The 24,649-nt window shown below is 62.2% G+C and carries 23 protein-coding genes; 17 read left to right on the forward strand and 6 right to left on the reverse strand.

The window, feature by feature from the left end; all coding sequences use genetic code 11:
- The first annotated feature begins 35 nt into the window (after window positions 1-35).
- Window positions 36-1,226, forward strand: a complete 1,191-nt coding sequence (locus ANI01nite_RS14865; RefSeq protein WP_038991697.1) for a MarP family serine protease — start codon at window positions 36-38, stop codon at window positions 1,224-1,226.
- A 9-nt stretch (window positions 1,227-1,235) separates the two neighbouring features.
- On the opposite strand, the gene aroQ is transcribed toward ANI01nite_RS14865, so the two are convergent.
- On the reverse strand, window positions 1,236-1,688 hold the full coding sequence (aroQ, locus tag ANI01nite_RS14870; protein WP_038991696.1) for a type II 3-dehydroquinate dehydratase: 453 nt from the start codon (window positions 1,686-1,688) through the stop codon (window positions 1,236-1,238).
- Window positions 1,689-1,818: 130 nt separating this feature from the next.
- On the reverse strand, window positions 1,819-3,795 hold the full coding sequence (gene acs, locus ANI01nite_RS14875) for an acetate--CoA ligase (protein ID WP_141358912.1): 1,977 nt from the start codon (window positions 3,793-3,795) through the stop codon (window positions 1,819-1,821).
- Between the two features lie 203 nt (window positions 3,796-3,998).
- Between acs and nth the strand changes: the two genes are divergently transcribed.
- Together nth and ANI01nite_RS14885 are read left to right on the forward strand one after the other, a co-directional pair.
- Window positions 3,999-4,793 carry an endonuclease III gene (gene nth, locus ANI01nite_RS14880; protein WP_038991694.1) on the forward strand — a complete coding sequence of 265 codons (795 nt, stop codon included), beginning with the start codon at window positions 3,999-4,001 and terminating at the stop codon, window positions 4,791-4,793.
- Window positions 4,790-5,467: an NUDIX hydrolase gene (locus tag ANI01nite_RS14885; RefSeq protein WP_141358914.1), complete on the forward strand. Its 678-nt coding sequence runs from the start codon at window positions 4,790-4,792 to the stop codon at window positions 5,465-5,467. The genes nth and ANI01nite_RS14885 overlap by 4 nt, the downstream gene beginning before the upstream one ends.
- 6 nt (window positions 5,468-5,473) lie before the next feature.
- Here the strand turns inward: ANI01nite_RS14885 and ANI01nite_RS14890 are convergent, their stop codons facing one another.
- Complete coding sequence (locus ANI01nite_RS14890) at window positions 5,474-7,123, reverse strand: bifunctional 3'-5' exonuclease/DNA polymerase (RefSeq protein ID WP_141358916.1); 1,650 nt, start codon at window positions 7,121-7,123, stop codon at window positions 5,474-5,476.
- Window positions 7,124-7,210: 87 nt separating this feature from the next.
- Between ANI01nite_RS14890 and ANI01nite_RS14895 the strand changes: the two genes are divergently transcribed.
- The 7 genes from ANI01nite_RS14895 to ANI01nite_RS14925 all read left to right on the forward strand — a co-directional run bounded on the left by ANI01nite_RS14895 (window position 7,211) and on the right by ANI01nite_RS14925 (window position 11,827).
- The gene (locus ANI01nite_RS14895; protein ID WP_170214666.1) at window positions 7,211-8,335 is read left to right on the forward strand and encodes a CpaE-like family protein; all 1,125 of its coding nucleotides are present in this window, start codon (window positions 7,211-7,213) and stop codon (window positions 8,333-8,335) included.
- Window positions 8,332-9,573, forward strand: a complete 1,242-nt coding sequence (locus ANI01nite_RS14900) for a TadA family conjugal transfer-associated ATPase (protein WP_141358920.1) — start codon at window positions 8,332-8,334, stop codon at window positions 9,571-9,573. The genes ANI01nite_RS14895 and ANI01nite_RS14900 overlap by 4 nt, the downstream gene beginning before the upstream one ends.
- Window positions 9,574-9,576: 3 nt before the next feature.
- On the forward strand, window positions 9,577-10,251 hold the full coding sequence (locus ANI01nite_RS14905) for a type II secretion system F family protein (protein ID WP_073705835.1): 675 nt from the start codon (window positions 9,577-9,579) through the stop codon (window positions 10,249-10,251).
- A complete protein-coding gene (locus ANI01nite_RS14910; protein WP_141358924.1) occupies window positions 10,248-10,787 on the forward strand; it encodes a type II secretion system F family protein in 540 nt (179 codons plus the stop codon). Before ANI01nite_RS14905 ends, ANI01nite_RS14910 begins: the two co-directional genes overlap by 4 nt.
- A gap of 126 nt (window positions 10,788-10,913) precedes the next feature.
- A complete protein-coding gene (locus tag ANI01nite_RS14915; RefSeq protein ID WP_038991688.1) occupies window positions 10,914-11,096 on the forward strand; it encodes a DUF4244 domain-containing protein in 183 nt (60 codons plus the stop codon).
- Between the two features lie 3 nt (window positions 11,097-11,099).
- On the forward strand, window positions 11,100-11,435 hold the full coding sequence (locus ANI01nite_RS14920; protein ID WP_141358926.1) for a TadE family type IV pilus minor pilin: 336 nt from the start codon (window positions 11,100-11,102) through the stop codon (window positions 11,433-11,435).
- Window positions 11,432-11,827 carry an Rv3654c family TadE-like protein gene (locus ANI01nite_RS14925; protein WP_141358928.1) on the forward strand — a complete coding sequence of 132 codons (396 nt, stop codon included), beginning with the start codon at window positions 11,432-11,434 and terminating at the stop codon, window positions 11,825-11,827. The genes ANI01nite_RS14920 and ANI01nite_RS14925 overlap by 4 nt, the downstream gene beginning before the upstream one ends.
- Before the next feature lie 14 nt (window positions 11,828-11,841).
- Here the strand turns inward: ANI01nite_RS14925 and ANI01nite_RS14930 are convergent, their stop codons facing one another.
- Together ANI01nite_RS14930 and ANI01nite_RS14935 are read right to left on the reverse strand one after the other, a co-directional pair.
- On the reverse strand, window positions 11,842-14,172 hold the full coding sequence (locus tag ANI01nite_RS14930) for a DEAD/DEAH box helicase (RefSeq protein ID WP_141358930.1): 2,331 nt from the start codon (window positions 14,170-14,172) through the stop codon (window positions 11,842-11,844).
- Between the two features lie 98 nt (window positions 14,173-14,270).
- Window positions 14,271-14,927 carry a GNAT family N-acetyltransferase gene (locus ANI01nite_RS14935; RefSeq protein ID WP_038991682.1) on the reverse strand — a complete coding sequence of 219 codons (657 nt, stop codon included), beginning with the start codon at window positions 14,925-14,927 and terminating at the stop codon, window positions 14,271-14,273.
- 165 nt (window positions 14,928-15,092) lie between these two features.
- On the opposite strand from ANI01nite_RS14935, the gene trhO reads away from it, so the two are divergent.
- On the forward strand, window positions 15,093-15,992 hold the full coding sequence (gene trhO, locus ANI01nite_RS14940; protein WP_038991681.1) for an oxygen-dependent tRNA uridine(34) hydroxylase TrhO: 900 nt from the start codon (window positions 15,093-15,095) through the stop codon (window positions 15,990-15,992).
- A 51-nt stretch (window positions 15,993-16,043) separates the two neighbouring features.
- On the opposite strand, the gene ANI01nite_RS14945 is transcribed toward trhO, so the two are convergent.
- A complete protein-coding gene (locus ANI01nite_RS14945; protein WP_038991680.1) occupies window positions 16,044-16,622 on the reverse strand; it encodes a GNAT family N-acetyltransferase in 579 nt (192 codons plus the stop codon).
- Window positions 16,623-16,695: 73 nt separating this feature from the next.
- Here ANI01nite_RS14945 and ANI01nite_RS14950 point away from each other — a divergent pair, with 73 nt between their 5' ends.
- The 6 genes from ANI01nite_RS14950 to proC all read left to right on the forward strand — a co-directional run bounded on the left by ANI01nite_RS14950 (window position 16,696) and on the right by proC (window position 24,597).
- Window positions 16,696-18,285: a DUF7059 domain-containing protein gene (locus ANI01nite_RS14950; RefSeq protein WP_141358932.1), complete on the forward strand. Its 1,590-nt coding sequence runs from the start codon at window positions 16,696-16,698 to the stop codon at window positions 18,283-18,285.
- 23 nt (window positions 18,286-18,308) lie between these two features.
- Window positions 18,309-18,881 (forward strand): ArsR/SmtB family transcription factor, encoded by a 573-nt coding sequence (locus ANI01nite_RS14955; protein WP_255314566.1) that lies wholly within the window; start codon window positions 18,309-18,311, stop codon window positions 18,879-18,881.
- A gap of 149 nt (window positions 18,882-19,030) precedes the next feature.
- The gene (gene topA, locus ANI01nite_RS14960) at window positions 19,031-21,820 is read left to right on the forward strand and encodes a type I DNA topoisomerase (protein ID WP_141358934.1); all 2,790 of its coding nucleotides are present in this window, start codon (window positions 19,031-19,033) and stop codon (window positions 21,818-21,820) included.
- A gap of 32 nt (window positions 21,821-21,852) precedes the next feature.
- The gene (locus tag ANI01nite_RS14965) at window positions 21,853-22,872 is read left to right on the forward strand and encodes a Ppx/GppA family phosphatase (protein WP_038991675.1); all 1,020 of its coding nucleotides are present in this window, start codon (window positions 21,853-21,855) and stop codon (window positions 22,870-22,872) included.
- A gap of 53 nt (window positions 22,873-22,925) precedes the next feature.
- A complete protein-coding gene (locus ANI01nite_RS14970; RefSeq protein WP_038991673.1) occupies window positions 22,926-23,750 on the forward strand; it encodes a sugar phosphate isomerase/epimerase family protein in 825 nt (274 codons plus the stop codon).
- A 4-nt stretch (window positions 23,751-23,754) separates the two neighbouring features.
- Window positions 23,755-24,597 (forward strand): pyrroline-5-carboxylate reductase, encoded by an 843-nt coding sequence (gene proC, locus ANI01nite_RS14975; RefSeq protein WP_141358936.1) that lies wholly within the window; start codon window positions 23,755-23,757, stop codon window positions 24,595-24,597.
- Window positions 24,598-24,649 lie beyond the last annotated feature (52 nt).

Here is a 24,649-nt window from a genome sequence, read left to right on the forward strand (position 1 = left end):
GTCTATACGAACTTTATGAATGAACTGGGGTCTGGGTGCTGGGAATTTTCAGCTGGCTCGATGTAGTCATCTGCGCTGTATTGCTGATGTTCTTCATCGTTGGAGTTCGCCGAGGTTTCCTGCTGACAGTTGGCGACATGCTCGGCCTGCTCGTCGGTGGCGTCGCCGCATTCTTCGCGATCCCGTTGGTCTCCACTTTTGCCACGAACCCCTGGTGGCGTGTCGGACTGATGATCGCCACCGCAGCGGTGCTGATCATCCTCGGCCAAGCGCTGGGACGGGTGATCGCGACCCGGATCAGGCACTGGATGAATGTCGATTTCCTGCGTGCCGCAGACCGCATCGCCGGTGGCGTGCTGTCGGTGTTCATCACCGCAACAATCATTGGTGGCTTGGCCTTTTCCACGGCAAGCATGGGTATCCCGAGGCTTTCGCTGGAGATCAGCAAGTCCAAGATGATCGACACGATTCGCGGCCTGACACCCGAGTTTGTCGATGCGGCCATATCCACCGCACGCTCCAAGGTGATCGCTGAAACCCTGCCCGCGTTCCTGGAGCCTTTCGCCCCTCCGGTGCAGGCGCCAGTGGACACCGAATGGGCCGCCAACGACCTGCAGCTGGCAGCCGCGCAATCGGCGGCCAAGATCTCCGGCACCGCCGTGCAATGCGGCGTGAACCTGACCGGTTCGGGCTTCGTTGTCGACCACGAATTGGTCATGACGAATGCACACGTGGTGGCAGGATTGAGTGCTGCAACCGTGGAGGTCGGCGGTGACGAAGTTCACCGCGGAAAGGTAGTTTATTTCGACCCGCAGGCCGACATCGCGCTGCTTTATGTCGAGGGACTGCAGGCAGAGCCCATCGACCTGGCCGCCGAGGACCTGATGCGTGGCGACCCGGCAACATTCGTCGGCCACCCGGCGGGCGGACCGCAGCAGATCCGCGGAGCGCTGATCGCCTCGCGCGCCTTCGTCTCCATCGCCAACATCTATGGCGAAGACCCGTCGCGGATTTCGGTCTACCAGCTCACCGCGGAAGTGGCGCAGGGCAATTCCGGCGGACCGCTGCTGGATGAATCCGGCGACGTGGTGGGTCTGATCTTCGCCAAATCCCGCAGCGATGACGAGGTGGGCTTCGCCCTGAGTCTCGAAGAGATCGAGCAAGCCTTGGAACTTGGCAGCCAGCGGCGCACCAGCATCAAGACCGGCGACTGCGTTTCCGGCTGATGCCTGCGGCTACTTGCCGAGCAAATGAGCGAGCTGCTGCACCGCAAGCTTGTAGCCATGCACGCCCGCACCGATGATGATCGAGCTGGCTACCGGCGAGATATAGGAATGGTGGCGGAAGGCCTCGCGCTTGTGCACATTGGAGATGTGCACCTCGATGGCCGGCAGCTGCACGCCGCTGATCGCATCGGCCAGCGCTACCGAAGTATGGGTGAAGGCGCCAGGATTCATGATGATGCCGGCCGCGGTCGTGCGGGCCTCGTGGATCGCGTCGATGAGCACGCCCTCGTGGTTGGACTGCACCGCACGCACCTCCAGGCCGTAGGCGGCGGCGGTGTCACGGGCCAGCTGCTCGACATCGGCCAGCGTGTCGTGGCCATAGATTTCCGGCTCCCGAGTGCCTAGCAGATTCAGATTGGGGCCGTTGAGCAGCAAGATGGTGTTCGATGCGTTCTCAGTCATGAACCCAAATCTATTACACTGCAGGCATAATCCAGCGTCGTTGCGCTGGCTCCGTAATACAAGAAGCCGCCGTTCTGCCGCACCAGCGGTGCGGCAGAACGGCGGCTTCTTTCGGCAGTGCGTGCAGCGGCTACTTGCCCATGGACTGCGCGATCTGGCTCATGACCGTCGAATCCGAGAGCGTGGTGGCATCGCCGACCTCGCGGCCTTCGGCCACGTCCTTGAGCAGGCGGCGCATGATCTTGCCCGAGCGGGTCTTGGGCAGCTCGGGAACCACCAGCACATGCTTCGGCTTGGCGATCGGACCGATGTCCTTGCCCACGTGGTTGCGCAGGGTCGCCACGACATCCTCGCCCTCGGCAGGCTCGGTCTGCAGGATCACGAACGCGACCACTGCCTCGCCGGTGGTCTCGTCCTTCGCGCCGACCACCGCGGCTTCGGCCACGTACGGGTGGGCGACCAGCGAAGACTCGATCTCGGTGGTGGACAGGCGGTGGCCGGACACGTTCATCACATCATCCACGCGGCCCAGCAACCAGATGTCGCCGTCGTCATCCTTCTTCGCGCCGTCGCCGGCGAAGTACATGTTCTCGAAGCGGGACCAGTAGGTGTCCTTGTAGCGTTCCATGTCGCCCCAGATGCCGCGCAGCATGGCCGGCCATGGTTCACGGATGACCAGGAAGCCGCCTTCGCCGTCGGCCACGGATTCGCCGGCCTCGTCCACCACGTCAATGGCGATGCCCGGCACAGCCACCTGGGCAGAACCCGGCTTGGTGGCGGTGACGCCCGGCAGCGGCGCGATCATGTGCGCACCGGTTTCGGTCTGCCACCAGGTGTCCACGATCGGGGCCGGATGCTCCTTCTTCTCGCCGTTCTTGCCATTGTTGGAGCCGACGACATCGCGATACCACATCCAGGCTTCCGGGTTGATCGGTTCGCCCACCGAACCGAGCACGCGCAAGCTCGACAGGTCATAGCCGTCCGGGATCTCCCGGCCCCACTTCATGAAGGTGCGGATGGCGGTCGGCGCGGTGTACAGGATGGTGACGCCGTACTTCTCCACGATCTCCCACCAGCGGCCCTGGTGCGGGGTGTCCGGGGTGCCTTCGTAGATCACCTGGGTGGCGCCGTTGACCAGCGGCGCGTAGGTGACGTAGGAGTGGCCGGTGACCCAGCCGATGTCTGCGGTGCACCAGAAGACATCGGTTTCCGGGTGCAAATCGAAGGTGTCGCGGTGGGTGACCGCGGTCTGCGTGAGGAAGCCGCCGGTGGTATGCACGATGCCCTTGGGCTTGCCGGTGGTGCCGGAGGTGTAGAGCACGAACAGCGGGTGCTCGGAGTCGTGGGCCACCGCGGTGTGCTCAGTGGCGGCGTTGCCGACCACGTCATCCCACCACTTGTCCAGCGCGCCGAATTCGGTAGGTTCGCCGTTGCGCTTGACCACCAGCACGTTTTCCACGGTGTGCCCCGGTGCTTCCAGGGCGGCATCCACTGCAGGCTTCAGCGGGCTCGGCTTGCCGCGGCGCCAGGTGCCATCGGCGGTGACCACGAGCTTGGCGTCGGCGTCATCGATGCGGCTGCGCAGCGCGTCGGCGGAGAAGCCGCCGAAGACCACCGAGTGGATGGCGCCGATGCGGGCGCAGGCCAGCATGGTGATCACCGCTTCGGGGATCATCGGTAGGTAGACGGCCACGCGGTCGCCCTTGGCCACGCCCAGGGACCCGAAGGCGTTGGCGGCCTTCTTGACCTCCTCGGTCAGCTGCGCATAGGTGTAGCTGCGGGTATCGCCCGGCTCGCCTTCGAAGTAGATGGCCACGCGGTCGCCCCGGCCGTTCTCCACATGGCGGTCCAGTGCGTTATAGGCCGCGTTGAGCTTGCCGCCGACAAACCACTTGGCAACCGGCGCTTCAGACCAGTCGAGGGTTTCGGTGAAATCGGTGTCCCAGGCCAGTACCTGGCGGGCCTGGTCCGCCCAGTAGCCCAAGCGGTCTTCCTTGGCTGCGTCGTAACGGGCCTGCGTGGCGATGGCTTGATCACTGAAGTCCTTGCTTGGGGCAAAGGAGCGGGTCTCGGTCGACAGGTTGTCCAGGGTTTTCGAATCACTCACTGTGTTCGCGTCCTTCCACGTAGTCACAAATGTTTCTCTGTGATCAAAGTTACAGCCTCTGAGGATGAAGATGTGCTTTGTGTCACTGCGATAGCGGAAATCGGGTAATCTGTGCGCCAAACGGTGGATTGAACGCGATGAACAGCATGCCTGGGCAGTGTCCCGGGGTGAAAACCCTGCGCGCTCATGACACGATCTAAAGCGTGGCGAAGAAACTTGAGAATGAAACCGAGCTGGGGCTGAAGCGCCGGGCTCGCAAGATCAACCGGGAACTGGCACAGGCCTATCCCTACGCGGTGCCCGAGCTGGACTTCGAGAATCCCTTCGAACTGCTGGTAGCCACCGTGCTCTCGGCGCAGACCACCGATGTGCGGGTCAATGCCATAACCCCAGCGCTCTTCGCCCGTTTCCCCGACGCCCTCGCAATGAGCCAAGCCGAGCGTGCCGAGCTTGAGCAGCTGATCCGCCCCACCGGCTTCTTCCGCGCCAAGGCCGATTCCCTGCTCGGGCTATCCGCTGCGCTGGTGGAACGCTTCGACGGCGACGTGCCAGCCAAGCTCGACGAGCTGGTGAAGCTTCCCGGAGTGGGACGCAAAACCGCCAACGTCGTGTTGGGCAATGCCTTTGGCGTTCCCGGAATCACCGTGGACACCCATTTCGGGCGGCTGGCCAACCGCCTGGGCTGGACCGCTGAAACCGACCCGGTGAAGGTCGAGCACGCGGTGGGGGAATTATTCGAGAAACGCGACTGGACGATGCTCAGCCACCGGGTGGTATTCCATGGCCGGCGCGTCTGCCACGCCCGCAAGCCCGCCTGCGGAGCCTGCGTCATCGCCAAGCTGTGCCCGTCCTTCGGCATCGGCGAGGAAATACCGGCCAAGGCGAAAGCGTTGCTCAAGTATGAGCTTGCACCAGGACGGGAAGAGCTGCTGGCGAAAATGATCGCCGGAGCAACTCGCCGCGAGCTGAGGGCTGAAGGATACGGATTGGACGCATGAGCGCACGCTTGGAATTGGAACAAGTCATCGCCCGCCATACGGCGCAGGTCGGGGCAACGCAGCGGCTGCCCAACGAATGGGTGATGAACGAGATGGAGCTCGGAGCCGCGCGCCGGGCCGCGGTGCTGATCCTGTTCGGCGCGGCCGGCGAGGCGGCGCTGGAACCGCAGTCCCAGATGGACGACCTGGACCTGTTGTTCGTGGAGCGGGCAGCGACCCTGCGCAAGCATGCCGGGCAGATCGCTTTCCCCGGCGGCGGCATCGACCAGGAGGATCCGAGCGTTGCCAGCGCCGCTCTGCGCGAGGCATGGGAAGAAACCGGCGTGGATACCGCCGGCATCGAAGTGCTGGGTACCTTGGGGGAAACAGAGCTGCCGGTGTCGAACTTCCTGGTCACCCCGGTGCTCGGGTGGTGGCATACCGAATCAGAGGTGTATCCGGCGGACCCGGAAGAAAGCGCTGGGGTATTCCGCGCCCCGGTGGCGCACCTGCTGGATCCGAAGAACCGCTTGACTGGGGTTGTGCATCGCGGCACGCGGAAATTCAAGTCCCCGGCCTTCGATTTCGAAGACCGGATCATCTGGGGCTTCACCGCGATCGTGCTGGACCGTCTGTTCAACGAGCTGGGGTGGACCCGTCCGTGGGATAATCGGCGCGAACTGCGCATGGCCTGAGGCCCGCTATTTCGCGTCCGCGTAATTCCCTGAAATCGCAACACTGACCGGGAAACGCGGCGAGGCCTGGCCGAACAGCGAGCGTCCGGCGAGCATCGCCGCGTGGCGGATCAGCTCCTGCAGCTGCCCAGCCAATTCGGTGGGGCATTCGAAGACAATTTCGTCATGGACGAAGAACACCTGGCGGCAGCTGCGGCTCCACCCAGCCTGATGGATCAGGTGCCGCGCGTGGCCCATCCACACCAAGGCCCACTCGGCCGCGGTAGCCTGCACGACAAAATTCCTGGTGAACCGGCCACGGGCCCGCGCCGCGGAGTCAGCGGCCCGCTGCGATGCCTCATCGCTGGTGGCCCGCTGCGCCTGCAGCCACTGCTCATCTGCGGGAGGGCAGCCGCGGCCAAGGAAACTGCGCACGCCTCCACCCTGTTCGCCAGCCTGCGCCGCCTGTTCGACAAAACGCATGGCAGTGGGAAAGCTGCGGGTCAGCGCCGCGCCGACGCTGCCCGAAGCACCGCCACCTCCGCCATAGATGACCGAGAGCATGCCCAGTTTGGCTTCATCGCGCGAGGCGACAAGCTTGGCATCCAGCAGCCACTGGTACAGGTCGTCTTGCTGGCCAGCCTTTTGCAGCTGCTGGTCATGGGAAATTGCCGCCAGGATGCGCGGTTCCAGCTGCCTGCCGTCGGCCACCACAAAGGTCGACCCCGCCGGGGCGCGAACGACCTGCCGGATGGAATGCGGCAATTGGAGCGCACCGCCGCCTGATGCCGCCCAGCGTCCTGAAATGACGGTTCCCAGCACGTAGTGCGGATGGAACCTGCCATTTTCCACCCATTGATCCAGCCAGGCATCGCCGTGGGTGCTGGCAAGGCGGGAGAGCTTCTTGTATTCGAGGACCTCGGTAATCAGCGGATGCTTGATCTGCTCAAGTTCCCATGCCCGCACCGAACCCACTGCGAAGCCGGCCTTGTGCAGGGCGCGCAGCATTTCCTGCGGCGAATCGGGATTGAGCCCGGGACTGCCCAACGCCTCAGCCAGCTGCTGGGCCTTGGCAGCCAGCTTGGGAGGTCGTCCGTAGTCGGAAACGCGTTCGCCCAATTGCTCGCGCAGCAGGGCGCGGTGTCCGGCTTCATCCCACGGCAAGCCGGCCTCTTCCATCTCGCAAGCAATCACGGCGCCTACCGATTCTGCATGGATCAATAATTCCAGCCGACGGCGGGCATCGGGTTCTTGCGGCAGTGCGTCGCGTTGGGCAAGGTACATGGCGATCAGCTCGGCCAGCGACTCGCCGGTGACAGGTGCGGAGAAGAGCGCATCCTGGTTGGCCCATTCCCTGCCCTGGGTTGGCTGTTCAAGGTTGAAGTCATCGAGCGGCTTCGTGCTCAGCGGGGAACGGTGCAGGATGCGCTGCGCCAAGGAGAGAATGTAGGCCTTAGCCAGGAAAACCCCGGCTGCCGCGAGAGGCTGCATCCATGGGGTGGTGCGGAGCATGGCCCAGCGGGGCGAATGCCGTGCCTCGGTTTCAGCGACAAAGCCAGCCAGCTCTTCGCGGGAAACAGAGGAGACCGGCTGCAGCGAGTTGCCAGTGAGCTGGTCGCGGAGGTCAATGAGGGCATAGCCATCAGGGTCGGCGGCAAGGAAGGCGATGGCACTCATGGATCTATTGTGCCGTGCCAGTGGACGATATCCCCAGCCGGTTGGCTGGCCGCACGCAGATGATTGGATGGGTGCCACGCTCGATGCATGAAATGGCTATCAGAATCCCCATCGGCCCAGCCGCGGAAGGTTGCGCAACGATTTGTGATGACGGAATCGGATTTCGAGCAGTTGCCGCAGAAGGGAACCAGCGCGCCGGCAGCTGGTGGACGCACTGCGGATGATGAACCGGTCTGCACCATCGTGAGCAACGACGCGCGGATTATTGAGCGATGCGCGGTGATCGCGGTCGGCGCGGCGGTGCGAATCAACCAATGCGCAGACCCGCAGCTTTTGCCCGGCGATGGTTCGGGGCCGGTGCTGTGGGGCAGCGACATGGCAGCACTGGCCGAAAACACGAGCCGGCCGGTAGATGTGCTGGTCGGCTTGGAGGATAGCGAGGCCCTCATCTGGTCTCTGGCCAGCAGGATTCCCAAGGCGCGGGTGGCGGTTCTGCCGTCGGCCAGCCAATGGCTGGGCGAATACCTCGGCCTTTGGGCCATGCGGGCAGGGCATGGGCACACGCTGGCGCTGAATTCCACGGCCGGAGGGTTGGGGACGACAACCCTCTCCCTGCTGCTGGCGCACGCTGGAACACTCAGCGGACTGCGCAGCGCCATGATTGATTTGGATCCGCATTCCCAAGGAGCGTGGCCGCTGGTGTGCGCGCAGCCGCCTATCGGAATCGGCTGGGAGGAATTACAGCAATCCGGCGGTGCGCTGGCGGCCCATCAACTGGCCGAAACTTTGCCGAAACTGCGCGATACAGCCATCCTGACCTGGTCCCGCGCCAACCGAACGCAGGAGCTGGAAGACCAGCTGGTGATTCGGTTGCTGGCTGCGGCCCGGCAAGGGTTCGACCTCGTGGTGGTGGATGCCGGCCGCGCACCGCATCCGCAACGGCTGGCGATGAACCAGTTCATCGACCGGAATATCGCCACCGCCAGTTCCATGACCTTGCCGGCTTCAGGGGAAGTGGTGCTGTGCGGGGAGCAGAAACTGCGCTGCACCCCTCAAGGCTTTCCGGAGATACTTGGTGCCGTCCCTGTCCTTCCGCGGATCAGCAAGGCCCTGGAGCGCGGCCAGCTCTTCGACAGTTTCAAATCCCGGGCACTGCGCCAGCACCTGTCCAACCTGTGCCTGATTCCGCAGGTGAAGGAGCAGCACCCATGAGCCCGGGACGGCACAGCCACAATGCCAGCCCAGCAATGGGCGGGCCCGTGCTCGATGCCAAGATTCTCGAATCAGTGCGTGAACGGGCACTGCTCACCGGCGGGCAGCTCGACGCGATTGCCTTGGCCGGAGCCGTCCACGACTCGGGCGTGGCCCTGGGATCGCAGGGCGCCGCCCAGTCATTGGAATCGCTGCAGCACGAAGTGGCAGGATTGTCTGTCCTTGAGCCTTTCGCCCAGCGGCCCGAAGTCACCGATGTCCTAGTGGACGGTCAGGGGAGGGTCTGGACCGATTCTCCGGCCGGACTGGAACCCACTGAATTCCGGTTTTCCTCCCCGGAACAGGTGCGGACGCTGGCCGTGCATCTGGCGACCCTCGCTGGACGACGGCTGGATTCAGCGAGCCCATTCATGGACATGAGCTTGAAGAACTACCGGGTCCACGCCGTGCTGCCGCCAATTGCCACGGACGGTCCGTTGATCTCGATTCGAGTCAAGCGCAGTGCCCAGCTTGAACTGGGCGCGGTTCTGGAAGGATCCAAGGGCTTTTGGCTGCCGCTGCTCCAAGCCATTGTCCAGCGCCAGATGAACTTCCTGATTACCGGCGGTACAGGCAGCGGAAAAACAACCCTGCTGCAAGCCATGCTGGCCGAGACCAACCCGCAGCACCGTTTGGTCATCGTCGAGGACTCGAAGGAGCTGCAGGTGCCGCACCCGCATGTCGTGTCCTTGCAAACCCGTTCGGCCAACGTCGAATCCGCCGGCCAAGTGGAACTGAAGGATCTGGTTGTCCAGGCCCTGCGCATGCGTCCCGACCGCTTGGTCGTTGGCGAATGCCGCGGGTCGGAGATACGCGATTTCCTGGCGGCGATGAACACCGGGCATCAAGGAGCCGCGGGCACCATGCACGTCAACAACCCGCAGTCGGTTCCGGCACGCTTGGCGGCGTTGGGTGCACTCGCCGGATGGAGTGTGCAGGCAACCGCGTTGCAGGCCTCCAGCGCACTGGATCTCGTCATTCACATGAACAGGGGCAGCCATGGGCAACGTGGACCGGTGGCACTGGGCAGCTTGGAGACCGGTAGCGACGGCCAGATGCAGATGAGGCACCTGATCGATCTGGAGGGTGCCGAACCGCTTGCCGAATATGGCCGACGCTTCTTGGCAGACAGGTTCGGCCAAGCACTCGCACGCACCGTCGCCACGGCGCTGGGTAACGAAAGCAACAAGGAGCATTGAACCATGCTGATCCTCATCTTGGGCGCGTTGGCCTTATGGCTCTGGATTCCCGCGCACCCGGCCAGCAAAAGGGCCCCGGGCTCATCGCGCAGACGGTGGAACCGCGGGGCAGAACGCCACCAGGCAGGAGAGCAGCTGCTGAGCACCGACGCACGCATCATCCGTGAATTATCGGCGCTGCTCCGAAGCGGACTGGGGTTCCATCCAGCTGTTGATGCGTTGCTTGAAGCTGAAGATGACACCGGGGACATCATCTGTGCGCTCAAGGATCTCCAAGCAACCCATCGGCTCAGCAACAGCGTACCCGGACCAGATGCGGCACAGGGGCAGGTGCCGGCGGTGCAACGGCTGCACTGGTGCCTGGAACTCTCCGAACGCAGCGGGGCCAGTCTTGCCGACGTCTTGGAACGGCTTGCCGAAGACCTCGAAAGCGCACTGGTAGCCCAACGGGCATTTGACGCGGCCATGGCAGGACCGAAAGCAACCACCAAATTGCTGACCTGGCTGCCGCTGGTGGGGTTTGGATTCGGCCTGCTTCTGGGCATTGACGTGCTGGGCACGATAGCGCAATCATGGGCGGCGCAACTCAGCGTGCTCATTGGGGCAATGCTCTGGATCGCCAATCGGATCTGGTGCCAGCTGCTCATGCAGGCAACCTCTAGCCAGGCATTGTCATGATCCTCTTGATTCTGCTCTTTGGCGCCCTCGCCATCGCATTGGCACTAGGGCCGTCCACTGCGCGAACAAGCGGCGAAGGCAAAGCAGCCCAATGGCTTTGGAACAGACGGCAGGACAACGACAAGCCAATCGAGCTGGTCCTGGACCTCAGCGCCAGTCTGCTGGATTCGGGAATGCCCATCACCGAGATCCTGGATCTGCTCGGAAACAGCATTGAACAGTGCGCGGTCCTGCGCAGCGTCGCGCGCTGCCTGGAAATGAACATGGCGTGGGACAAAGCCTGGGAAGCCGTGCCTGCCTGGCTCGCGCCGCTGAGGAAGGCCCTGCACTTTGCGCACAGGACGGGCGCTCCGGCAGCCAACCTGCTGCGCAATACTGCGATTCTGCAACGCCGTGAGCATACGCAGAAAGTTGCACGCCTCGGCGCGCAACTCGGTACCCGCCTTGTGCTTCCCCTGGGGGCCTGCGCATTGCCGGCCTTCATCGCCCTGGGCGTCGTTCCACTGATCATCGCGCTGTTCCCAAGCTTCCAGTAAATCCCGGTCCAAGGTTATGCCCAGCTCGCAAGAAACCGATCTCTGCGCCGTCTGCGCTCGCCGAAGGTAGTAGCACAAGGTCCCCGGCATCGGCGCCGGGGACAGGTATCCAGAAAGGAAAACACAATGAACCGACGGTTCCGTGAAATCAGGGATCTGCTCCAGGAAGAGCAGGGATCCACCACAGCCGAATTCGCTATGGTCACCCTGGCTGCCGTAGCCTTTGCCGGCCTGCTGATCAGCATCCTGTCCAGCGGCGACGTACGCGGCATGCTGATGGGCCTGATCACTAAAGCACTGTCGCTGTAGGCCATGAGATTCAGTGATGAATCTGGCAGCAGCACCGCAGAATTTGCGGTGCTGCTGCCAGCAGTTGCGATCATGCTGTCCTTGGCTCTGTGCTTTGGTGTCGTTGGGATCCAACAGATTCAAGTTCAGCAGGCGGCCGGGGCCATGGCCAGGGAATTGGCCCGCGGCGAGGATGATGCCACCGCTCGCGCCAGCGGGGTTCGGCTAGCAGGAAACCAAGCCCGATTCTCGCTGTCAACATCCAACGGCTACTCGCAAGTGCACGTTAGCAAAACCGTGCGGCTTCCAATTGTCGGCAGCCTGCAGGTCCACGGACAAGCCAGCGTGGCAGTCGAATGAGCAAGCTGCAACGCCTCCGAAACGAACAGGGCAGCGGGACGGTCATGGCGACGGCGCTCGTCGTTGTTGCGCTGCTTATCGCTGGAACGGTCCTGGCATGGGTTGCAGCAACACGAGCTGCGATGCAGGCAGCCAGCGCTGCAGACATGTCGGCGCTGGCTGCCGCAGATACGGCCCGTGGGCTGCGTCCCGGCGAACCCTGCACCGTAGCTGCGCAGCTTGCGCAATCCAACGGTGCGCAGTTGGCATCATGCACGGTGGAACCCGGTGGCGAGTCGGTGCGTGTAGCAACCTATGTTCCTGTCGGATTCCGTGCCATGGGCGTGGAACTGTATCAGGCCGAAGCCCGGGCGCGGGCCGGAGCGCCACCGCTGGATGCTCCGATGCCCTGAGCAGGCACATGGATTCAGCGGTGGTGGGCTGGTTCCACGTCATCGAGCACGGCGGTCAACAGCAAGATGGCGCCAGCCTTGTCCAACGGATTATTGCGGTTTCCGCACTTGGGGGATTGCACGCAGCTGGGGCACCCGTGCTGGCATTCGCAAGCCTGGATGGCATCTCGGGTGGCCCTAACCCAATCGGTGAAGCGCTCGAAACCGCGCTCGGCAAACCCTGCACCACCGGGCTGGGCGTCGTAGACGAAAATTGTCGGATGCCCGGTATCCATATGCAGCGCGGTGGATACTCCGCCAATATCCCAACGGTCGCTCGTGGCAACAAGGGGCAGCAAGCCGATCATGGCATGCTCGGCTGCATGCAAGGCTCCGGGGAATTGGTCAACCGCCAAGCCAGCTCGCAATAGCCGCTGCTCGGTCAGCGTGAACCAAACGGACTTGGTGTTCAGATCCCTGGCTTCAAGTTCCAGGGGCTCTTCTGAGAGCACCTCGTTGGAAGCCACCGACTTGCGCTGGAAGGAAACGACCTGGGTGGTCACCGTCACTTCGCCGAAATGAATCGTCAGGTCCCGATGGTTGCGCTCGCGTTCCTCGGATTCGATGGCGACCGTGGTGAGATCGCGTGCTGTGGTGTAGTAGTCGGGATTGACCCGGGTCACGATCACCACGTGGTTCTGCTCGTCAAGTTCTTCCACATGATAGCTCGCACCCTGGTGGACATAGATGGCTCCTGGATGCGCCTGATAATGCGTTTGCGGGGAATCCATGGTGCCGAGCAAGGCGCCGGTTTCCGCATCGATGATGTCAACTGGTCCACCGCCATCGGCGCGGATGGAGAACATCGCCGCCGCATTCTGCGGATGTGTCCAAAACCATCCGGCAGGGCGTCGGCGCAAGTATCCGCGTTGCACCAGCGAATCCAGAAGCTGCTCGGTCTGTGGACCGAAAAGTTCGAGCTCTTCAGGGCGCAGGGGAGATTCTTGCGCGGCCGCGCAGAGATGGCCGCTGAGCACATACTTGTTTTGCGGATCAAAGACCGTTGCTTCAACTCCCAAATCGAAGATGGCTTCGGGGTGATGCGCCAGGTAGGTATCCAATGGATCTTCGGCCGCGACAAAGATCGCGAGCGCATCCTGGCCGGAACGTCCGGCACGGCCGATTTGCTGGAAGAACGACGCGCGGGTACCCGGCCAGCCAGCCACCACAACGGCGTCCAGACCAGCAATGTCGATGCCCAATTCCAGCGCCGAGGTCGAGGTGACGCCCAGCAGCTCGCCGCTGCGCAACTGCTTCTCCACCGCTCGGCGCTCATTGGGCAGGTAGCCCGAGCGGTAGGCCGCAAGCCGGACGGATAGTTCTGGAGCAAATTTTTCCAGATGCTTGCGAGTGAGCGTTGCGATGGTTTCAGCGCCCCGGCGAGACTTGATGAAGACAATGGTTCGAACATGGTCGGACATCAGGTCGGTGAGGATCGAGGCGCTTTCGGCAACGGCGGTGCGACGTATTGGCGCACCGTTTTCACCTCTGTGCTCGCTCATCGGAGGTTCCCACAAAGCCATCACCAGTTCGCCGCTGGCAGAGAAATCATTGGTTACCGCTTGCGCTGGTGCTCCGATGAGGCGACCGAAGGATTCTTCCGGGTCTGAGCTCGTAGCGGACGCACCGATGAACACCGGGTAATTGCCGTAATGGGCGCAAACGCGTCGCAATCGGCGCATCAGGTTGGCGACGTGCGCGCCGAAGACTCCGCGGTAGGAATGCGCCTCATCAATGATGATGTAGCGAAGGCGCTTGAAGAACCGGGACCAAGCCGGATGGTTGGGCAGGATGCCGCGATGAAGCATATCGGGATTGGTGAAAACGAAGTTGGCATGCTGGCGTACCCAGGCACGCGTTGCCTGATCGGTATCCCCATCGTAGGGAGCGGCTCGGACACCGGGAACCTTCAAGGATTCCACCGCGGATAGCTGGTCGGCCGCCAGCGCTTTGGTGGGGCAGATATAGAGCACCGATGCTCCGGCATCGGCATCGTTGAACCCGCTGTCCTTGGCTCTAAGCAATTGTTCCAAGCTCGGCATCAGGTAGGCCATGGACTTGCCCGAAGCGGTACCGGTGGAAACGATGGTGTGATGGCCAGAGTGGATGAGATTAGCCGCCTGGGCTTGGTGCAGCCATGGCTGCTGGATGCCCAGGCCCTGGAAGATCTCGATGAGCTCGGCGCTGAGCCACTGGGGCCATGGGCTGGTGATCTCGTCCTTGGCAGCCCTGGTGCGGCGGTGCACCACCGCGTCTGGATCATTGGTCCGGTCGAAGGGATCTAAGAGAGAACGCACTGACTTCACGAGGACGCCTTCCGGACCGGGAACTGCTGGAGTTAAAGACTATCGCCGTGCTTGACGCGGATACGTCAAGCACGGCGATGAGAGCGACTGTGGAGGCGCTAGGCCTTGAACATGACAACCTTGCCCAGCGAAGTCCAGCCCAGTGAAGCATAAAGCTGCTGGCCATCGACGGAAGCGATCAGCAGGCCTTCATCAACATCGTGTTCCTGGGCCAGCGAAGCCAGCGCACGCATGATCAAGGTGCCGAGGCCCTGGCGGCGGAAATCGGCGCCGGTGATGATGCGGTCGAAGATCGCATATCCGTCGACTGCCGAGACGTGGCCGGAGGCGGCAACTACTTCCTGGTTGTCTTCAGGATGCAGCGACACATAGGCATGCGTGCCATCGCGTTCGATCTGGAAAATGAAGCCGTCTGCAGGCAGCGGGACCTCGACGTCGTGGACGGCTAGTTCAGTGACCATCAGCGCTTCGTCGTCGGCGGTGACCTGCAGGCCAACTTCGGTCGCCATTGCGACCAGATTTTCGGCGGAGTCGTCGAATGCCGTCAGGCGGCGGTTTGGGTGCTTCGCCAGAGTTTCGGCGACTGCTGCAAGTTCCTCTTTGGAAGGGCCATAGATGACGTATTCCCAGTCTTCTGTGGTGTCGTGGCGCAGCGCAGCGTGGACTCGTCCTTCGTTACGAGTTTCATAACCACGAGCCCCAGCCCAGCCTGCTACCCAGGTGCCAATCAGTTCATCGCTTGCGTTTGATGCCATAATTTGACCCTACCTTGTCTTTCCTAGGAATTAGCTGACATTGAACTAATCGTTGCCTACTTGAAACTATCGCACTGTCCGAGAGCCCGATATTCCCGGGGAAGATCAATGTGACATTGCTCTTTTCCTCGGCGTTTCGCGGCCCGAAGCTACTAACATTGTAGGGTGGCCATTCATCGCATAGTTCTGTATTACGCTTTTACTCCGCTCCCAGATCCAGAGGCAATCCGCCTTTGGCAGCGCTCTCTGCTGGAGCGCTGGGGCCTGCGCGGACGCATCATCATCTCCAAAGACGGCATCAACGGCACCGTGGGTGGCGAGATCTCCGCAGTCAAGGCCTACGTCAAGGCCACCCGGGAACTTCCCGCATTCAAGAAGATGGATATCAAGTGGTCTGAAGGCTCGGCTGAGGACTTCCCGCGTATCTCCGTCAAGGTTCGCGACGAGATCGTCACCTTCGGCGCCCCTGGGGAACTCGAAGTCGACGAGAACGGCGTGGTAGGTGGCGGCACCCACCTGCGCCCCGAAGAACTGCACGAACTGGTGGACAGCAGGAAGAAGGCCGGCGAGAAGGTGCACTTCTTCGATGGCCGCAACGCCTTCGAAGCGCAGATCGGCAAATTCAAGGACGCGATCGTTCCTGACGTGGAGACCACCCGTGATTTCGTTGCAGAACTGGATTCGGGCAAGTACGACCACCTGAAGGACCAGCCGGTGGTCACCTACTGCACCGGCGGCATCCGCTGCGAGGTGCTCTCTGCTTTGATGGTCAAGCGCGGCTTCCAAGAGGTGTACCAGATGCAGGGCGGCATTGTCCGCTATGGCGAGAAGTACGGCGATGCAGGACTCTGGGAAGGTTCGCTGTACGTTTTCGACAAGCGCATGCACACAGAATTCACCGAAGACGCGGTGACTATCGGTGAATGCGTTGGCTGCCAGGGCCCGACGAACAAGTTCGAGAACTGCTCGAACCCAGCCTGCCGCAATCTGCGCCTGTTCTGCGACGACTGCGCGAAGGATGAAGAGCTGCGCCGCTGCCCAGAGTGCAGCACCGTGGACGCCTGATCACCGCATGGACCAACTGCGGCCCGGACTGTCGAAGTCCGGGCCGCAGTCCTATATTGCCGTCGCCGGCCACAAGCCGGTCGAGGCGTCCTTGACCTCGGTCTGTTCCACCTCGGTCCGGTAAATCTTCAGCCCGCGTGCTTGGTAATTCGGCAGCGCCGCCGGCCCGTCCAATGAACACGTATGCAACCACACCCGGCTGACCGCAGGCAGCTGCGTCCAGCGCGAGCCCAGGGCCCAAGCCTGCCGCAGTGCTTCGCTGAGCAGCACTCCGCCGAGGCCGCGACCGGTAGCTTCAGGAAAGAGCCCGAAGTAGAAGATCTCGACTTCGCTGCCGGCTTCCACGACTTCCGTGACGAGCTCCACATATCCCTTGGGAGCACCCTGCTGGTAGAGCACCCACGTTTCAGAGCCGGGACGTCGGAGCACTTCGTCCCACTGCTCGCGTGTGGAGCCCAGGCGGTCAGCCCAGTTCAGCTCGCTGCCGACGCTTTGGTACAGGAACCGCGAAAATTCCGGGGTGATTTCGTCGGCCAGTTCAATCCGGGCGTCCTCGGGCAGGGATTTGGACGAAGAGATGATCTCCGCAGGATTGAGCTGTTGCAGATAGGTCACGGTTACTTGGGTCATGCCCACATCATAGGTCGGGCCAAGTTGCCTAGCCTAGCTCCCGCCGGTTGCGTTACTCGGTAGACTTGGCGTTGTGAATGCTGCTGAATTTTCTTCCATTGATGACGCTCCGCAGAGCCATAATCAACTGCTCATCGACTCGCTGGCCAAAGACCTGACTGCTGTCGGGTACAACTATGAAAATGTCGAGGGGCTGCTGGGCGAGGAAGCCGCCGCAGCATTTGCGCGCGACCAGCTGCACCCTGCATTGCGCAATCTGGATCGGCGCGGGGAGGATGCCCCTCTGGCTTGCGTAGTCCGCCTCTTCCAATTGGGCCAGACCCAGGAAGAAGCTGCCATCAATGCCGCCTTCCCGACGCTCAAGACTGACGGCCTGCTCAAGCTGGGGCTCGTCGAGTCCTGGGCCAGCGGTTACCGTGCCAAGATCGCCTTGGCACTGCATTCATCGGATGCCGATGGCGAATTGTGGGTGGCCCACGACTTGGGCGCACACCAGCGCCCCGGCGTGCTGCGCACCGACCACGTGCTTGGCATTGGCCAGGCTTCGCTGACCCTGGCGCAGATCACGATCCGCGAAAAGGTCGAGCGCGCGCTGGACTTGGGCACCGGCTGCGGCATCCAGCTCTTCCACCTGCTCTCGCATGCGGAACACGTCACCGCCACGGACCTTTCGGCCCGAGCCCTGGGATTCACCCGGTTCAACCTGATGCTCAACCACCAGGCTTTGGCGCTGGATCCAGAGAACCTCGATTCTCGGGTCACCTTGCTCCAGGGAAGCCTGTTCGAGCCGGTGGCAGGATCCACGTTCAATTTGATCGCCAGCAACCCGCCGTTCGTCATCACCCCGCGAAGCAGCACAGAGCGGGCCAAGGACCGTTTCACCTACCGTGATGGGGGAATGGCTGGCGACACCTTGGTGAGCACCCTGATCGAGCAGGCCCCTGAATTCTTGGAGCCGGGTGGTTCCATGCAAATGCTTTCAAACTGGGAGATTCCTCTTCTAGACGATGAATCGAACCAAGCATGGGATGCCCGGGTGCGCCAGTGGTTCGGCGACAAGCTGGACGTATGGGTGATTGAGCGCGAACAGACGACCCCAAGCGGCTACGCCGAAACCTGGTTGCGCGACTCTTCGCAGACCGAAGACAGCAGCTCGTATGTCTCCGCCTACAACGCGTACCTCGATGACTTCGAGTCCCGCGGCGTGGGGGCCATCGGCTTCGGCTTGGTGTACTTCCGCCGCCCGGTTGCAAGCCGCCCAGTCCTGCAACGCTACGAGCAGATCTCGCATCAGGTGGAACAGCCGCTGGCCCCGACATTGCAACGCGATATCGCGATGGCTGACCAGCTGGCAGCGGCCGGCGAAGGATACAAGGATTGGCTCCTGCTGGTGCCTGAGGATGTCACCGAGGAGCGCCACCAGCGTCCGGGGGCAGAGCACCCGGGCGTGATCCTGCTGCGCCAGGGTGCTGGCCTGCGCCGAACTGAATTGCTTGATACTGCGCAGGCAGGATTTGTTTCCGCCTGCGATGGTGAATTATCTGTATCGCAACTAGTCAATGCGCTGGAATCGCTGATAGGCGAGGGGCAGGAAGACTTTTCGGACGTGCTTTATGAAGCAGTGAAGCGGCTCTTGCGACATGGCCTGCTTCAGAAAATGTGAAACAAGCGCTAAAGTTTTTCCCTATGACACGGAACACAATTGAGGAACAAGGTGGAGCCGCCTCGCAAGATGCGGCAAAAATTCCACAAGTTGTCTCGATCACTGACCCCCAAGCGATTCGAGCGTTGGCGCATGACGCTCGACTGATCGTCTTGGATGAGCTCTTTGCTTCGCAGACCACCCGCACCGCTACGGAACTTGCATCGCTGTGCGCGTTGACCCCCAGCGCAATGAGCTATCACCTTCGAGCTCTGGAGAAGTACGGATACGTTATTCGTGCCGCCAGCGAGGGTGACGCACGCGAGCGCCGCTGGCGTGCGGCCGGTGAACGGCTTGAACTGAACACGCAGATCGACTCGGCCAACGCCAAGACCGCGTACTTGAATGTGCAGTTGAACGCATTCCGCACGCGGCTTAATGCCGAAGTCCAACGCCGCGAGGCAGAAGCGAAGGCCGGAATCGCTCCGGAGCCTGACCGCCCGCCGATGCTGACCAGCGGTTTGGTCTTCCTCTCAGAGGCCAAGCAGCGCGAGTTCAACCGCCGGATGCTGGATCTCGTGTACGAATACCAGAGCATGGGGGAGGCGACATCATAAGCATGCCCGGCTCAGGGAGCGCAGATCCTTCGGTGTAAGATCATCGAGAAATGTGCTTATAGAGTAGGCATGAAGAACGAAGCTGCGATGGCGGATCGAGCAAGGCCCGGGAATGGGTGCCGAAGGTCCGTGTTGTCTAAAGGAGTGCTGTGCCCCCCAAGGCCAAGGAAAAGACTGGTAAGAAACTCGTAATCGTGGAGTCTCCTGCCAAGGTGAAGTCGATCGCCAAGTATTTGGGCGAAGGCTTTGACGTGGATGCCTCTGTGGGCCATATCCGCGACCTTCCGCAGCCCTCGGAACTGCCAACCGAGCTGAAGAAAACCTCCGTAGGCAAGTTCGCTGTCGATCTGGACAACGACTTCGAGCCGTACTACATGGTCTACCCGGACAAGAAGAAGCGCGTTTCCGAACTGAAGGCGAAGCTCAAGGAAGCTGACGAACTTTACCTCGCAACCGATGCGGACCGCGAGGGCGAAGCCATCGCGTGGCACCTGCTGCAGGTCCTGAAGCCAAAGGTTCCGGTACGCCGCCTGGCCTTTACCGAAATCACCAAGGAAGGCATCGCCCGCGCCCTGGAGAACATGCGCGAACTGGATACCGACCTCGTCGACGCCCAGGAAACCCGCCGTGTCCTGGACCGCCTCTACGGTTACGAAATTTCACCGGTGCTTTGGCGCAAGGTGGCCCGCGGCCTGTCAGCAGGCCGTGTGCAGTCCGTGGCAACCCGTCTGGTCGTTGAGCGCGAACGCGAACGCATGGCCTTCATCCCCGCCGGATACTGGGACGTGAAGGGCAACTTCGCTACCAGTGACGGCGAAGCTTTTGCGGCAAAGCTGTCGGCAGTGGACGGCGCCCGTGTCGCCTCCGGCCGCGACTTCGATGACCGCGGCCAGTTGAAGGCCACCCGCAACAAGCTGGCTCACCTTGACCAGGAATCGGCCCAGTCGCTGGTGGCGAACCTGTCGAAGACCAACTTCGAGGTGACCTCTGTCGAGGACAAGCCGTACACCCGTCGTCCGGCAGCGCCGTTCACCACCTCCACATTGCAGCAGGAAGCATCCCGCAAGCTGCGCTGGAGTTCAAAGATCACCATGCAGATCGCCCAGCGCCTGTATGAAAACGGCTACATCACCTATATGCGTACCGACTCGGTCTTCCTCTCGGGCGAGGCAGTGACTGCCGCGCGCAAGCAGGCCACCGAACTGTACGGAGCCGATTCCGTTCCAGCCAAACCACGCGTCTACAAGGCGAAGAATGATGCGGCCCAGGAAGCCCACGAAGCGATCCGACCGGCCGGTGACATGTTCCGCCGCCCGAAGGACGTTCGCTCCTCGCTGTCCAAGGACGAATACACGCTCTACGAGCTGATCTGGAAGCGCACCGTCGCCTCGCAGATGGCCGATGCCAAGGGCTTCACCGCCACCATCAAGCTGCAGGGCACCGCCAGCGATCAGCGGGTGGCAGAGTTCTCGGCATCCGGCACCGTCATCACCTTCCGCGGTTTCCTTTCCGCCTATGAGGAGGGCAAGGACGAGCAGGCTGTAGAAGCCGCGGCAGAGAATGCCGAAGCGCGCCTGCCGCAGCTGGCCGTGGGCCAGCAGCTGGCTGGCGACGAGCTGACCGCACTAGGCCACGAAACCACCCCGCCAGCCCGCTACACCGAAGCTTCCATCGTGGCTGAGCTTGAAAAGCGCGAGATCGGCCGCCCGTCGACCTACGCGCCAACCATCTCGACCATCATGGACCGCGGCTACGTCACCAAGCGCGGCGGCGCCCTGGTGCCGAGCTGGATCGCGTTCTCGGTGATCCGCCTGCTCGAAGAGCACTTCGCGAAGTACGTGGACTACGATTTCACCGCCCGGCTGGAAGACGATCTCGATGAGATCGCCAACGGCCAGCGTGCCCGCACCGACTGGCTGAACCTGTTCTACTTCGGCAAGGGCGCGGATGCCGAGACCGAGGGTCTGAAGCATGTGGTCGACAACCTGGGCGATATCGACGCCCGGGCGATCAACTCGATCAAGGTCACCGACGACATCACCTTGCGTGTGGGCAAGTTCGGCCCGTATCTGGAACGTGCCATCCCGGAAGGTGCCGAGGAAGGGACCGAGCCGCAGCGCGCCAACGTGCCTGAGGACCTGGCCCCGGATGAGCTGACTGCCGAAAAAGCCGAGGAGCTCTTCGCGAATTCGCAGGTCTCGGAAAAGGACCTGGGCAATGATCCGGAAACCGGTCGCAAGATCGTGGCCAAGGATGGCCGCTACGGCGCCTACGTCACCGAGATCATTCCGGAACCGACCGCGGAGGAATTGGCGGCGCTGCCGGTCGAGTACTACAAGAATGGCAAGCCCAAGCCGCCGAAGAAGCCAACCAAGGTCAAGCCGCGCACCGCGTCGCTGTTCAAGTCCATGACCGTGGAATCGGTGACCTTGGAAGAGGCACTGAAGCTGATGAGCCTGCCACGTGTGCTGGGGGCTGATGCCGAAGGCGAAGAGATCACGGTGCAGAACGGCCGCTTCGGTCCGTACCTGAAGAAGGGCAGCGATTCGCGCTCCATCGAGAGCGAAGAGCAGATCTTCACGATCACGCTGGACGAGGCGCTGGCGATCTACGCGCAGCCGAAGCAGCGCGGCCGGCGTGCCGCGGTGCCGCCATTGGCCGAGTTCGGCGTCGACCCGAACAGCGAGAAGAACATCGTGGTCAAGGACGGTCGCTTCGGCCCGTACATCACCGACGGCGTCACGAACATCACCGTGCCGCGCGGCACCTCGCTGGAGGAGCTGACCCGCGAGCAGGCTATCGAACTGCTTGCGGACAAGCGTGCCCGCGGACCAGTGAAGCGCACGGCAAAGAAGGCGCCGGCCAAGAAGCCGGCAGCCAAGAAGGCCCCGGCGAAGAAGGCAACGGCCAAGAAGACCACCGCAAAAAAGACTGACTAGTCTTTCTTGCCAGGCCTAACGAGGAGCGCACCATGAGACTCGGTGTATTGGATATCGGTTCGAATACCGTTCACCTCTTGCTCGTCGACGCATATCCGGGCGCACGCCCGGTTCCCTATGCCTCGCACAAGCGACCCCTGTCCCTGGTGCGCTACCTCAATGAGTATGGCGCCATCACCGAGGAAGGCCAACTCGAGCTGATCTCCTTCATCAAGGAAGCTGCGCAGTTTGCAGAAAACCACCAGGTCGAGGACTTCATGGCTTTCTGCACCTCCGCGATCCGCGAATCCTCCAACGGCGCTGCCGTGCTGGAACGCGTCGAAGCCGAGACGGGCGTGAGCCTGATGGAACTGACCGGCGAGGAAGAAGCCGGCATGACCTTCTACTCGGTACGCCGCTGGTTCGGCTGGTCATCTGAATCCATCTTGAACCTGGACATGGGCGGCGGCTCGCTGGAACTGGCCCTGGGCGTTGACGAGTTCCCCCAAACCGCATTCTCCGTGCCACTGGGCGCCGGCAGGCTGACCCGCGAATGGCTTCCCAACGATCTGCCGTCGATGAAGGAAGTCAAGGAACTGCGTACATACGTACGCGATGTCCTCGCCGACCCGACCACTGAACTGCGCCAGTACGGCAAGCCCACCTTGGCCACCGCGACTTCCAAGACTTTCCGTTCCCTGGCGCGCATCACCGGCGCCGCGCCGAGCACGGAGGGTCCTTACGTCAAGCGTGTGCTCCATCGGGATGCACTGAAATTATGGACCAACCGCTTGACGGCGATGAGCTGGGCAGAACGTGCAGAATTGCCCGGCGTTTCAGAGATCCGCGCCCCGCAATTGCTCGCTGGCGCGATCGTAGCCCACGAGGCCATGAGTGCCCTGAAGCTGAAATCTGTGCGAATTTGCCCTTGGGCTATCCGTGAAGGCTTGATGCTGAGACGATTTGATCACGTGATGTTTGACTCTGCGACACCGCTCAGTAGTAGCGTGGGAGTTGGGGAAGTAGCGCTGGACAACGAGAAGTACAAGTTTCTCGCCAAACCCAGCAGCTAACCTTCTTGGCTAAACGGTGCCTGCAAAGTGGGCACGGTAACAGGAGGCAAGGCATGGAAGACCAGAAGAGCACAATGAAGGTGCCAGTCACCCTCTCCAGCGCGTCAGTTTATCCGCTGACCGTCCATGATGCCTTCGCTATGGCCAAAGACGTGGGATACGACGGGCTGGAAGTGCTGATTACCGGCAATGCGGCCAGCCAATCTGCCACCGCGCTCAAAGCCTTGATGGACAAGTACCAGCTGCCGATCCTGGCCATTCATGCTCCGACACTGCTGCTCACCCAGCAGGTGTGGGGCTCTGCCTGGGCAAAGATTGAACGCTCGGTCATCCTGGCTCAAGCCGTCGGCGCCAGCGTGGTTGTCGCCCACCCGCCATTCAGGTGGCAAGGTTCCTACGCCGAGGAATTCGCCGAAGGCGTGCAGCGGCTGACCGACACCACTGGGATGAAAATCGCCGTGGAGAACATGTATCCGTGGCGTGCCCGGGGCCGAGAAGCTAAGATGTATCTTCCGCACTGGAACCCCGTCCCGCAGCACTACCAGAATGTGACCTGGGATTTCTCCCATGCCGCCATCGCCAATATGGATTCACGCCAAGCAGTCGAGGATCTGGGCCAGCGACTGGCGCACGTGCACCTGTGCGATGGCCTGGACAACGGCAAGGACGAGCACCTGGTGCCAGGCCTGGGAACCCAACCGGTGGCCGAAACTCTGCAATACCTGCGCGATGCCAACTGGGACGGAACCATAGCCGTCGAGGTGTCCACCCGCAAAGCGCGCAATGCGGGACAAAAGGAAGAATGGCTGGGAAAGACCCTAGAATTTGCCCGCCAGCACTTAACAGTCGGCAGTGACCCCAAGCCAATGACACAATAGCCATATGAGTGAAGCAACAAAGAATCTGTCCCTGTCCTTCCTCGGTGCTGGCTCCATGAACGGCGCCATCCTGCGTGGCATCATCGGATCAGGCCATGATCCGAAGCTCATCACCGCCACCGTCCGCAGCGGCAAGCGCGCTGCAGAACTGCGTGAGCTTGGCATCAACGTCCTGGTCAGCGAGGACGACCCAGAATCCAACCGCAAGGCCGCGGCCAGTGCCGACATCATTTTCCTGGGAGTGAAGCCGGTCGGCATCACCGATCTGTGCGAAGAGATTTCCGGATCCCTGGACGCACAGAAGGTCGTTGTTTCCGTGGCCGCCGCAATCACCCTGAGCAGCATGCAGGCACATCTGCCGCAGGGCCAGCCGGTGATTCGCTCCATGCCGAACACCCCGTTGATGGTCGGTGCAGGCGTTGTGGGCATCAGCCCGGCTGAAAGCGTCAGCGACGAGCAAACCCAGCTGGTCACCGACCTGCTCTCCGGCTCCGGCGATGTGCACGTCATCGGCGAGGATCAGCAAAACGCGCTCTCCGCAATTTCCGGTTCCGGCCCTGCCTATGCCTTCTACCTCGCTGAAGCCATGGCCAACGCCGGTGTGGCCATGGGCTTGGACGAGAAGCTGTCCATCGCGCTGGCCCGTGCCACCGTGGCTGGCGCAGGCAAGATGCTCTCGGACCCTGATGCGGATCCGGCGGCCCTGCGCAAGGCAGTGACCAGTCCAAAAGGCACCACCGAGCAGGCCATCGCGACCTTCGATGAGCACGGCATTCCAAAGATCATTGCTGCCGGAACCCAAGCGGCAGCGGCTCGTGCGGCCCAATTGAGCGACGAGCTCGGCTAGACCCCAACACGTGAAACGGCGGTGGCCGGCAACCAACTGGATGCCGGCCACC

Origin of the sequence: Glutamicibacter nicotianae (genome assembly GCF_006539525.1) — a bacterium.
Taxonomy (GTDB): domain Bacteria; phylum Actinomycetota; class Actinomycetes; order Actinomycetales; family Micrococcaceae; genus Glutamicibacter; species Glutamicibacter nicotianae.

Coding starts and splice junctions, on each gene's coding strand:
- aroQ (WP_038991696.1), bottom strand. CDS start 1,688: ATGACTGAGAACGCATCGAACACCATCTTGCTGCTCAACGGCCCCAAT.
- ANI01nite_RS14885 (WP_141358914.1), top strand. CDS start 4,790: ATGAGCGCACGCTTGGAATTGGAACAAGTCATCGCCCGCCATACGGCG.
- ANI01nite_RS14890 (WP_141358916.1), bottom strand. CDS start 7,123: ATGAGTGCCATCGCCTTCCTTGCCGCCGACCCTGATGGCTATGCCCTC.
- ANI01nite_RS14895 (WP_170214666.1), top strand. CDS start 7,211: ATGAAATGGCTATCAGAATCCCCATCGGCCCAGCCGCGGAAGGTTGCG.
- ANI01nite_RS14900 (WP_141358920.1), top strand. CDS start 8,332: ATGAGCCCGGGACGGCACAGCCACAATGCCAGCCCAGCAATGGGCGGG.
- ANI01nite_RS14905 (WP_073705835.1), top strand. CDS start 9,577: ATGCTGATCCTCATCTTGGGCGCGTTGGCCTTATGGCTCTGGATTCCC.
- ANI01nite_RS14910 (WP_141358924.1), top strand. CDS start 10,248: ATGATCCTCTTGATTCTGCTCTTTGGCGCCCTCGCCATCGCATTGGCA.
- ANI01nite_RS14915 (WP_038991688.1), top strand. CDS start 10,914: ATGAACCGACGGTTCCGTGAAATCAGGGATCTGCTCCAGGAAGAGCAG.
- ANI01nite_RS14920 (WP_141358926.1), top strand. CDS start 11,100: ATGAGATTCAGTGATGAATCTGGCAGCAGCACCGCAGAATTTGCGGTG.
- ANI01nite_RS14925 (WP_141358928.1), top strand. CDS start 11,432: ATGAGCAAGCTGCAACGCCTCCGAAACGAACAGGGCAGCGGGACGGTC.
- ANI01nite_RS14935 (WP_038991682.1), bottom strand. CDS start 14,927: ATGGCATCAAACGCAAGCGATGAACTGATTGGCACCTGGGTAGCAGGC.
- ANI01nite_RS14945 (WP_038991680.1), bottom strand. CDS start 16,622: ATGACCCAAGTAACCGTGACCTATCTGCAACAGCTCAATCCTGCGGAG.
- ANI01nite_RS14955 (WP_255314566.1), top strand. CDS start 18,309: ATGACACGGAACACAATTGAGGAACAAGGTGGAGCCGCCTCGCAAGAT.
- ANI01nite_RS14965 (WP_038991675.1), top strand. CDS start 21,853: ATGAGACTCGGTGTATTGGATATCGGTTCGAATACCGTTCACCTCTTG.
- ANI01nite_RS14970 (WP_038991673.1), top strand. CDS start 22,926: ATGGAAGACCAGAAGAGCACAATGAAGGTGCCAGTCACCCTCTCCAGC.
- proC (WP_141358936.1), top strand. CDS start 23,755: ATGAGTGAAGCAACAAAGAATCTGTCCCTGTCCTTCCTCGGTGCTGGC.